The 11,289-nt window shown below is 39.9% G+C and carries 9 protein-coding genes; 7 read left to right on the top strand and 2 right to left on the bottom strand.

The window, feature by feature from the left end; genetic code table 11:
• Positions 1 to 2,226: Ig-like domain-containing protein (locus CD126_RS02020; protein ID WP_142381348.1), on the top strand; the 2,226-nt coding region annotated here is incomplete at its 5' end.
• Between the two features lie 197 nt (positions 2,227 to 2,423).
• Here the strand turns inward: CD126_RS02020 and panC are convergent.
• On the bottom strand, positions 2,424 to 3,266 hold the full coding sequence (gene panC, locus CD126_RS02015; protein WP_049408260.1) for a pantoate--beta-alanine ligase: 843 nt from the start codon (positions 3,264 to 3,266) through the stop codon (positions 2,424 to 2,426).
• On the bottom strand, positions 3,259 to 4,077 hold the full coding sequence (panB, locus tag CD126_RS02010; protein ID WP_103369952.1) for a 3-methyl-2-oxobutanoate hydroxymethyltransferase: 819 nt from the start codon (positions 4,075 to 4,077) through the stop codon (positions 3,259 to 3,261). The genes panC and panB overlap by 8 nt, the downstream gene beginning before the upstream one ends.
• 70 nt (positions 4,078 to 4,147) lie before the next feature.
• On the opposite strand from panB, the gene CD126_RS02005 reads away from it, so the two are divergent.
• The 6 genes from CD126_RS02005 to cobA all read left to right on the top strand — a co-directional run bounded on the left by CD126_RS02005 (position 4,148) and on the right by cobA (position 11,274).
• Positions 4,148 to 5,002 (top strand): oxidoreductase, encoded by an 855-nt coding sequence (locus CD126_RS02005; protein WP_103369951.1) that lies wholly within the window; start codon positions 4,148 to 4,150, stop codon positions 5,000 to 5,002.
• Between the two features lie 141 nt (positions 5,003 to 5,143).
• A complete protein-coding gene (locus tag CD126_RS02000; RefSeq protein ID WP_049408266.1) occupies positions 5,144 to 5,713 on the top strand; it encodes a DUF4064 domain-containing protein in 570 nt (189 codons plus the stop codon).
• A 283-nt stretch (positions 5,714 to 5,996) separates the two neighbouring features.
• Complete coding sequence (locus tag CD126_RS01995; protein ID WP_002472657.1) at positions 5,997 to 6,722, top strand: phosphoadenylyl-sulfate reductase; 726 nt, start codon at positions 5,997 to 5,999, stop codon at positions 6,720 to 6,722.
• 149 nt (positions 6,723 to 6,871) lie between these two features.
• Positions 6,872 to 8,731 carry an assimilatory sulfite reductase (NADPH) flavoprotein subunit gene (locus CD126_RS01990; RefSeq protein ID WP_049408268.1) on the top strand — a complete coding sequence of 620 codons (1,860 nt, stop codon included), beginning with the start codon at positions 6,872 to 6,874 and terminating at the stop codon, positions 8,729 to 8,731.
• A 17-nt stretch (positions 8,732 to 8,748) separates the two neighbouring features.
• Entirely contained in the window at positions 8,749 to 10,485 is a 1,737-nt protein-coding gene (locus tag CD126_RS01985; RefSeq protein WP_049408269.1) for an NADPH-dependent assimilatory sulfite reductase hemoprotein subunit, read from the top strand.
• 15 nt (positions 10,486 to 10,500) lie between these two features.
• Positions 10,501 to 11,274 carry a uroporphyrinogen-III C-methyltransferase gene (gene cobA, locus CD126_RS01980; RefSeq protein ID WP_103369950.1) on the top strand — a complete coding sequence of 258 codons (774 nt, stop codon included), beginning with the start codon at positions 10,501 to 10,503 and terminating at the stop codon, positions 11,272 to 11,274.
• Positions 11,275 to 11,289: the final 15 nt, after the last annotated feature.

Raw genomic sequence — 11,289 nt, 5'->3', positions numbered from 1 at the left:
GAAGAACTTGAAGTAACTGCGACAGACAAAGCAGGAAACACGTCTGATAAAGCAACAACAACTGTAGCTGACAAGACTGCACCAGATGCGCCAACAGCTGACGATGTAAATAGTGAAGACGACACTATTAAAGGTACAGCCGAACCAGGTTCAGAAGTTACTGTAAACATCCCTGGTCATGATCCAATCACAGGAACAGCTGATCAAGACGGAAACTACAGTATCGACTTACCGAGAGACCTCCAAGGTGGCGAAGAAATTACAGTTACAGCCAAAGATAAAGACGGCAACGTATCAGGCGAAACTAAGAAAACGGTAACTGATGCGACAGCACCGGCTACACCATCGGTTAAAGGCGTAAACAGTACAGATAAAGAAGTTACAGGTACAGCCGAACCAGGTTCAACAGTCACAGTGACGTTCCCAGACGGCACAATATCAACAGGAACAGCTGATAACAATGGTAATTACTCTGTCGAAATTCCTGATAGCGTTAACCTTAAAGGTGGAGAAGAACTCGAAGTAACTGCGACAGATAAAGCAGGTAATACTTCAGACAAAGCGACAACAACAGTATCAGACAAAACAGCACCAGACGCGCCAACAGCTGATGAGATTACAAGTGAAAGTCCATCAGTTAAAGGTAAGGCAGAACCAGGCTCAACAATTACTGTAAACATTCCAGGTCATGACCCAATCACAGGTACAGCTGATGACAATGGTAATTACGAAATCGACTTACCGAAAGATTTACAAGGCGGCGAAGAAGTAACAATTACAGCCACTGATAAAGATGGCAACGTCTCAGGAGAAACTAAACAAACTGTTAAAGATACAACAGCACCTGACACGCCAACAATTAATGATGTAACTAGTAGCGATAATTCAGTATCTGGTACAGCGGAACCAGGCTCAACAGTGACGGTAACGTTACCTGATGGTACAAAAGTTACAGGAACAGCTGACGACAATGGTAATTACACTATCGAATTACCTCAGACACTTAATGGTGGCGAAGAACTTGAAGTTACTGCAACAGATAAAGCAGGCAACACTTCTGATGCAGCCACAACGACTGTAACAGATACAACAGCACCTACTGAGCCTACGGTTAATGGCGTTAACAGTACTGATAAAGCAATCACAGGTAATGCAGAGCCAGGCTCAACAGTGACTGTGACATTCCCAGACGGCACAACAGCTACAGGAACAGCCGATGATAATGGTAATTACACAATTGAAATTCCAGATAACGTTAAACTTAACGGTGGCGAAACAGTTTCAGTGACAGCGACAGATAAAGATGGAAACACTTCTAACCCAACATCTGTAACCGTTGCAGATACAACAGCGCCAACAACGCCGACTATTAATGACATTCATCATGGTGATACACAAATTTCTGGCCATGCAGAACCGGGCTCAACAGTGACTGTGACATTCCCAGATGGCACAACAGCTACTGGCACTGCAGATGATCAAGGAAACTATATTATTGATATTCCAAGCAATGTGAACTTGAAGCCAGGAGATACAGTAACTGTTACAGCGACAGACAAAGACGGTAACATATCAGATTCAGCTGAAGTAACAGTTCAAGAAGGTAACAATGTGGATCCAGGCAATAATGGCTCAGGTGATCAACCTGTAGATCCAGGTAACAATGGTTCAGACGATCAACCTTCAGACCCATCAACAAACAACGGTGGTAATACCAATAATGGTTCTAATAACGGCAACCCTTCAGCTGGTAACAATACAGGTCAACCAGCCCATCATAACAACACTGGTTCTAACTCAACGAACGCTAACCAACCAACAGCACCTGCAGTTAATCCAATAGGTCAACATGATCACGGTATTTCTGGTCAGAATGCTACGCCAGGAAATACTATCATCGCGACGTTCCCAGACGGTTCAACTGCTACGACAACAGTGAATAATGATGGAACTTGGAATATCACTGTACCAGCAAACACGCATTTTAATAATGGTGACACTGTACAAGTGGTTGAACAAGATGCAAGTGGTCATACTTCAAATACAACATCAGTAGTTGTGGGAGATAACCACGTAGCTCAAGGTAACAATCAAGATAAAGTTGATTTACCAGATACAGGTAACAGCGAATCTAACAAAGGTACAATCTTTGGTACATTATTCGCAGCACTTGGCGCGATCTTCTTATTCGGTAGACGTCGTAAAAATAAGAAAGATGAAGAATAAGCCAAAGAGATAATTAAATATCTTACTTGAATTTTTATAGCTGTCAGCAAGTCTTCAAAGCTTGCTGGCAGTTTTTTGTTATTTTTAAAATGGCTAAACTAAAGACAGTGAGAAATACTAAAAAGGATTACAAAGTGATACATAAAGATAGAAAAAATTTCGGCAGAATTCCGAAGCATGGAACCCTGCCTATAGATCTAAATTATAATATTGTCTATTAAGCGGGCTTTCGAGAATTTCACAGCAAGTGAGATAAAGATTTGTCCGTTGATTACTTCTTGTTCCTCTAATTCTGGATAGCTATAAACGGCCACTTCTTGAACTTCGCCACTTGTATGATTGTGGAGATAATCTGTTATAGCTTTGATGATATGAGCACTTTGTCTTTCGCCATCATCATACATTTCTTTGGCGAGCGCTAGACTTTTGGACAGATGAACAGCTTCCTGACGTTCGTGTTCAGTTAGATAGACGTTTCGAGAACTTTTAGCTAAACCATCGTCTTCACGAACAATATCAACGCCACGAATTTCAATAGGATGATTAAAGTCTTGAACCATCTTCTCTACAATCGCAAGTTGTTGTGCATCCTTTTTACCGAAATAAGCGCGGTCAGGTTGAATAATATTAAAAAGTTTATTAACAACAGTCACTACACCTTCGAAATGACCCGGCCGTTGTGCACCCTCAAGTACTTCAGCCATGTGACAGACTTTCAACGTAATGCCTAACGTGTTGGGATACATTTCATCGACACTTGGGGCAAAAACGTAATCGACACCAGCGCTACTTGCAGCTTGTGTATCTTGCTCTATCTGTCTCGGATAAGCTTCGTAATCTTCGTTGGGGCCAAATTGAAGCGGGTTAACGAAGACGCTAATAATTGAAATATCGTTTTCGGCGCTAGATTGACGCATCATTGTGAGATGCCCATCATGGAGCGCACCCATAGTAGGAACTAAACCAATAGATTGACCCTCACGTTTAAATTGGGAGGTTAACTTCTGCATTTCTTTAACCGTAGTAATACATTTAGTCATGATCTTCTACCTCGCTCATAATTTGTTTCTTATACGTATGCTCATCAGAAGGGAACGCTTGAGATTTCACTTCTTCGCGGTATTGTGTAAGTGCCGGCACACCGATAGAGAAGTCGGCATACGGTTTCACAAATTTCGGTTTGTGATCTGTACCATATTGTAAGATATCGTGATAGACCAACACTTGACCATCAGTATGACGACCAGCACCAATACCTATCACTGGAATGGTTACTGTTTCGCTAATCACTTTAGCCAGATCACTAGGGATTGCTTCAAGCACCAGCATGATCGCACCAGCTCGTTCTACTGCTTGAGCATCTTTAATCAGTTGTTGCGCTGCCTCTCTTGTACCAGCTTGAAGTTTATATCCCGTCACACCGACACTTTGTGGTGTTAAACCGAGATGAGAGACGACAGGAATGCCCATACGCGTTACATTTTTAATAAAATCAGTAAGATGTGCACCCTCAGCTTTAATCGCATTGGCATCGGTTTCTCTATATAACTTCACTGCTTGTTGAATATCATAAGATTCACTTACGCCAACCTCTCCAAACGGAATATCGACGACCATAAACGTGTTCGGAGCCCCACGACGTACGGCGCGTGCGTGGTGAATCATGTCGGCAAGTGTCACTTGAACCGTACTTTCATATCCTAGAACAGTCATGCCGAGAGAATCACCGACTAATATGGTATCTAACCCAGCCTCTTCTGCTTGTTTCGCACTAGGATAGTCATAGGCCGTAACCATGGTGATTTTCTCTTTTTCTTCTTTCATAGTCATTAAATCTTTTAATCGTTTCAATTTAAGCCCTCCCCATATTTGCTATACTTACCATTAGTATAGGTAATTTTATAAGGAAAGGAAAGTTGAGATGACTCGATACGGAGTAGTAGGACCAGGTGCGGTAGGAACAACAATTGCGTATGAGCTTGCCCAAACTGGTAAGGAGGTTCAGTTGCTTGGCCGTTCAGATAAAAGGGTTGAATATGACCCAGGGAATAATCAGTCACGCACAACACTTGAAGTAACGGATATTAAGAAAGTAGAGGCTCCCTTTGATGTGCTGTTTGTCGCAGTAAAAGCGCATCAATTGGATGCTGTAATGCATGATCTTGAACAACTAATAGATGACAATAGCATCGTTATCTTAGCCCAGAACGGTTACCGAGATTTGAATCGTTTATCCATCAAGCATATCTATCAAGCAGTGGTGTATATCAGTGGACAGAAAGATGGGAATACGGTCACGCACTTTCGAGACGAAATACTACATCTACAAAGAGATGCGTTCACTCAACAGCTGAAACGTGATCTTGATAGAAGTGGATTGCATATAGAACTTGAAGACAATATTGAAACGCCTATTTGGTATAAATTATTGGTAAATCTAGGCATCAATTCAGTAACTGCTTTAGGTCACGATACGGCGCGCGTGTTAAAAGTAAATGGGATGCGTGAGTTAGTTAGAAATTTAATTAACGATGGTCTTCAAGTTGCACAGGCAGAAGGTATTCAATTTGAAACAACGCTCATTGACGATATTATGCATATTTACGATGGTTACCCAGACGAAATGGGGACAAGTATGTACTACGACATCAAGGATAGAAAGACGCTCGAAATCGACTACATTCAGGGTTATATCTATGACAAGGCGCGAATTCATAACCTCAATACACCATACTTAGATACGATTTATACATTGTTATTAGCGCATCAGGTTTAATGCTAGCATGCTTATCATGTATGCCAGTTATCAAGAAAAAAATATCAACAAGTATAAAATTCTAAAAGTAATTATTTATAATATTGAAAAGGTAATTCTTTTATTATAATCTAAATATGACAGAGTAAAGGAGTGAACGAGATGAATCGGACAACTGTTAGAACTTTAGCATGGATTGGAAATGGTCTGAAAATATTAGCGCTTATTCTTTTGATACTCTTTTGGATATTTATTAATTTCACTTCAATGTATAGTGCAAGTGTAATGGATGATGAAGATGCTGCAGCTTTATTAGTTTTTAATTTCTTTTTAGCCATTGGATTTGTCTTCTTTATTATAAGTTTAGTCGTTAGTATTCTCGCTACAGCGTGGATAGGTAAGAAAGATAAGCCAGCTGGAATAATGCTTATTGTTATTGGTGGTTTGAGTTTATTAAGTTCAGCTGTTATTACCGGAGCGCTTTGGCTTATAGCAGGTATTCTATTACTTGTTACGCTTAACGATGAAAAGAATAATTTATATAACGAACAAACTCAACAGTCGTATGCTGACTCTCAGTATTCAAATACTGTACATGAAAATAGTACTACAAATGAAAAGCAAACGTCTCAATCCAACCAAGATGAAGATGAAAGTGAAAGTACTTCGCCTTTTTCTCCTAAGAAAAGTGAAGAAGATAATCAACAAGATGATCAATCTTACAAGTTTTAAACTGAATCACATACTAGGTAAGTCTGCGGGTAGTCTAACTCGCAGGCTTTTATAGTGAGCGGGAAAAACAACTCAATTTAATATGTGTAAAATTCTACAAATTATTTTGAATGGCGATATCGCAATGATTAGAGAAAATAAAAAGACGCTATCTATTAGTAATATTCAGAAAAAAGCTTGACTTACTATTAAAAAATGGTTACCTTATTAACATATAATTCCGACAAAGTTGATAAGATTTGGATGGAATAGGTCTCGTAATGTTAGGGGGTAACATTATAATATGAGTGAAGAAGTAATTACTTATGATAACTTCACATCTGACCCGTTCAAAGATTTCGAGCCAGATGACGAGACGAAAGGTGCATACCATGTGTTGAAATGGGCATACGACACTTATGGTAATGACATCGTTTATTCATGCAGTTTCGGTGCCGAAAGCATGGTGCTTATAGATTTAATTTATAAAGTTAAACCTAATGCACAAATCGTCTTTCTAGATACAGATTTACACTTTCAAGAAACGTACGATTTAATCGACCGGGTTCAAGAGAAGTATCCAGAGTTACGTATCAAGATGAAGAAACCAGAACTCACACTCGAACAGCAATCTGAAGAGTACGGTGCTGCATTGTGGAAGAAAGATCCTAACCAATGTTGCTATATCCGTAAGATTAAGCCACTCGAGGAAGAACTTTCAGGTGCAGTAGCATGGATTTCTGGTTTGCGTCGTGCGCAATCACCTACACGTGCAAATACTGACTTCGTAAATAAAGATGAACGTTTTAAATCTATCAAAGTGTGTCCATTGATTTATTGGGAAGAAGATGAAGTGTGGGACTACATTAAATCGAAAGATCTTCCTTACAATGAGCTACATGATCATAATTATCCAAGTATTGGTTGCATACCTTGTACGTCTCAAGTATTTAATTCTGACGACCCACGTGCAGGTAGATGGTCCAACTTTGGTAAGACAGAATGTGGTTTACACACAACCAAACCTTAATAGGGTAAAATTTTTTAACTATAATCCCTAGTTTAGCGATAGGAATATATTGCTTTCTAGAAATGGAAGGCAGTATTCCTATCCTACATAAATTACGAACTTAAATTGTAATAATTTTACTACAAATAGCAGATAAGAGGTGTCATTGAGTGAACTTAAATGTGACGAACAGTCCGTTAACTGAAGAACAAGCAGCGAAAGCCAATGAATTACTTGCATCTTTAACACCAGAACAGAAGATGTGGTTCAGCGGGTACATTACTGCAACGCAACACATAAGCGGATCAACGACTGGTGAAGCGATGGATGGTGCTACATCAAGTGACAGCACCGCAAATCTTCCATCAGGCTCAGCTCAAAGTAACGTTGCGCAACCGAAAGCGCGAGATATCACAGTACTTTATGGTTCCGAGACTGGAAATGCGCAAGGTGTAGCTGAAATGTTTGGCGAGCGTCTACAAGGTCTAGGTCATACCGTGGAAGTTAAAGGTATGGACGAAATTAAACCACGTAATATTAAAAAGGTTGAAGACTTATTTATTGTTACAGCTACACATGGTGAAGGGGATCCACCAGACAATGCGATTGAACTTCATGAATTCTTACATGGACGTAAAGCGCCGAAACTCGAAGGCGTAAGATTCTCAGTGCTTGCGTTAGGGGATCAATCGTACGATCATTTCTGTCAAACTGGTAAAGACTTCGATGCGAAACTTGAAGAATTAGGTGCAGAAAGACTTTATGAACGTATCGACTGTGACGTTGATTACGACGAAGATGCTGAGAAATGGATTGCGAAAGTTATAGACGCGCTAAACGAAGAAACGGGGAGCACGGCTCAAGCTGAAGAAGTCGTGAGTGAAACTATTCAATCTGAGAAGCAACAAAAGCATTCTAAAGCCAATCCTTTCTATACAGAAGTATTAGAGAATATTAATCTAAATGGACGCGGTTCAGCGAAAGAAACACGACATATTGAACTATTGTTAGAAGATTTCAACGAAGAATACGAACCAGGCGATTGCTTAGTCGTACTTCCTGAGAATGATCCTGAACTTGTTAAGCAACTCATTGAAACGCTGGAATGGGATCCTGAACAAGACATCGTGATTAATGAAGACGAAGATAAGATGACGTTACAAGATGCGTTAACACGTCATTTCGAAATTACAAGATTAACTAAACCGTTAGTTCAGAAAGCAGCTACACTATTCAATAACGATGAACTTGCTAAGAAAGAGGCGGACTCTGATTGGATTAAATCTTATATCGATGGTCGAGATTTAATCGATCTAATTCAAGACTTTAAGCCTGACGGACTCAAGCCAGATGATTTATACGGTATGTTACGTAAGTTACCGCCACGTGAGTATTCTATTGCTAGCAGTTATCAAGCTGCACCAGATGAAGTGCATATTACCGTAGGCGCGGCTCGTTACCAAGCGCACGGACGTGATCGTTCAGGTGTATGTTCTATACAACTTGCTGAGCGTATAGAACCAGGTGATACAGTACCGATTTATCTCAAACATAATCCTAACTTTAAGTTCCCTAAAGATGAAGAGACGCCAGTTATCATGATTGGACCAGGTACAGGTGTTGCACCGTTCAGATCTTATATGCAAGAAAGAGAAGAACTTGAATTAGAAGGCAACACATGGTTGTTCTTCGGTAATCAGCACTTTAGAACAGACTTCTTGTATCAAACAGAGTGGCAATCTTGGCTTGAAGATGGTTATTTAGAACGTATGGATGTCGCATTCTCAAGAGATACTGACGATAAGGTATACGTGCAACATAAGATTAAAGAGAACGCGAAGTTATTTAATGAATGGTTAGATCGCGGCGCTTCTATTTATGTCTGTGGCGATGAAAAATACATGGCTAAAGATGTACATGAAGCGATTAAACAAGTCATCAGTCAAGAGCGTCAGATTTCTGAAGATGACGCAGAAGAATTCTTAAAGCAACTCAAACGCGATAAGAAATATCAACGGGACATATACTAAAGGAAAGGATAGATTTCATGGTTAAGACTAAAGCTGAAGTAGGGGAAGAGAACTTTGAAGTTCTACATCCCAATGAAAAGCTTAAATATGACAGTAACTTTCTACGTGGAACAATAGTAGAAGGCCTTAATGATCCTTTAACTGGTTCCATATCTAAAGATGATACTCAGCTCACGAAATTCCATGGTACTTACCAACAAGATGATCGTGATTTACGTGATGAACGTCGTAAACAAAAGCTTGAACCCGCTTATATGTTTATGATTCGTGTTCGCCTGCCAGGGGGCACAGCGACAACAGACCAATGGTTAGCCATGGACGAAATTGCTGATAACTATGCGAATGGAACTTTAAAACTGACAACGAGACAGACCTTCCAATTCCATGGTGTATTAAAGCATAATTTAAAAAATTCAATGCAAGGTTTAAATAAAGCATGTCTTGATTCGATTGCGGCGTGTGGGGACGTCAATCGTAACGTGATGTGTAACTCTAATCCAAATCAGTCTGATGTTCATGAAGAAGTGAACCAACTCGCAAATGATATTAGTAATCATATGACACCTAAAACAGGTGCTTATCACGAAATCTGGTTAGATGGCGAAAAAGTTGCCAATTCTAAAGATGAAAGTGAAGAAGCAGAACCGATTTATGGTAAGACATATTTGCCTCGTAAATTTAAAATTGGTATCGCTGTACCACCGTCTAATGATATTGATGTGTACTCTCAAGATATTGGACTCATCGCTATCGTTGAGAACGAACAACTCGTCGGATTCAACGTGCTTATTGGCGGCGGAATGGGTATGACACACGGTGAAGAACATACGTATCCTCAAATTGGTAAACTCGTTGGTTACGTGCCTAAAGAAGAAATCATCGATGTCTGCGAAAAGATTGTCACAGTACAACGTGATTATGGTGATCGTGAAGATCGTAAACAAGCACGTTTTAAATATACTATCGACCGTTTAGGTGTCGACACTGTAGTAGACATGATTAATGAACGCCTTGGTTGGAACATGGAAGAACCAAGAGACTTCGAATTTGAAGATAACGGGGACCAACTTGGATGGGTTGAAGGTAAAGGAATGTATCACTATACCTTATTTATCCTCAGTGGTCGTGTGAAAGACACAGAAGATTACAAGTTAAAGACTGCAATCAAAGAAATTGCGCATAAACACAAAGGTTATTTCAGACTTACACCTAATCAGAACTTAGTGATTTCTGACGTTAAGCCAGAAGATAAAGATACGATTCAAGAAATTATTGATAAATATGGTTTAACTGATGGTAAACATTATTCTGGTTTAAGACGTAACGCGATGTCATGTGTAGCTTTCCCAACATGTGGTTTAGCGATGGCCGAATCAGAGCGTTACCTTCCATCATTACTAGATAAAATGGAAGACTTACTCGATGAAGCGAATATCGACGAAGAAGAAATTACAATCCGTATTACAGGTTGTCCAAATGGATGTGCAAGACCAGCCTTAGCTGAAATCGGTTTAGTAGGTAAAGCACCAGGTAAATATAACTTATATCTTGGTGGTGGCTTTAAAGGTGACCGACTCAGCAAATTGTTCAAAGAGAATATTAATGAGAAAGAAATTCTCGACAGCCTTCGACCTATTCTTATTGATTACGGTAAAGAGAAGATGGAAGGTGAGCACTTCGGTGATTACGTTATCCGTGCAGGTATCGTTGAGAAGACTGAAGATGGTACAGACTTCCATAAAAATATTAAATAGAAAAGTGGTGAGACGATGGGCAAAGTGTTTCTTGTAGGTGCTGGACCTGGAGATCCTGACTTATTAACCATTAAAGCTTTAAAAGCAATTCAACAATCTGATGTCATTTTATATGACCGATTAGTAAATAGAGAAGTTCTCGAGTATGCTAAACCAAATACGAAGTTTCTCTACTGTGGTAAAGATCCTAATCGACATTCTTTACCACAATCTGAAACGAACAAGACGATGGTTGCTTTAGCGAAAAAAGATCATACGATTACACGCTTAAAAGGCGGCGATCCTTTCGTCTTTGGTCGTGGAGGAGAAGAAGCGGAAGTGTTAGCACAGAACAATATCGATTTCGAAATTGTACCAGGCATTACTTCAGGTATCGCAGCACCAGCTTATGCTGGTATACCAGTTACCCATCGTGACTATAGTTCTTCTGTCGCTTTCGTTACAGCGGTGACTAAAGATGACATCGAAGAGAATATCCACTGGGAACATCTCGCCCAAGGTCCTGAGACGTTATGTGTCTACATGGGAGTGAGAAAGTTATCCTATATCTGTCAGATGTTGGTAAACAACGGACGTGCTGCTGACACACCAGTCGCTCTCGTTCGTTTAGGTACCACATCGCAACAAGAGACTGTGGTGGGGACTTTAACTGATATCGTAACTAAAGCGAAAGATATTCAGAATCCTGCGATGATTATCGTAGGCGAAGTAGTGAACTTACGAGATAAGATCAGTTGGTTTAAGGAGATGTCATTAGCTAAAAACATACCATCTGTTACTTTAAATTAGTACACTAGTAGTAAA

This window comes from Staphylococcus pettenkoferi (assembly GCF_002902685.1).
GTDB lineage: Bacteria > Bacillota > Bacilli > Staphylococcales > Staphylococcaceae > Staphylococcus > Staphylococcus pettenkoferi.
This window is presented reverse-complemented; position numbering and strand designations above follow the sequence as displayed.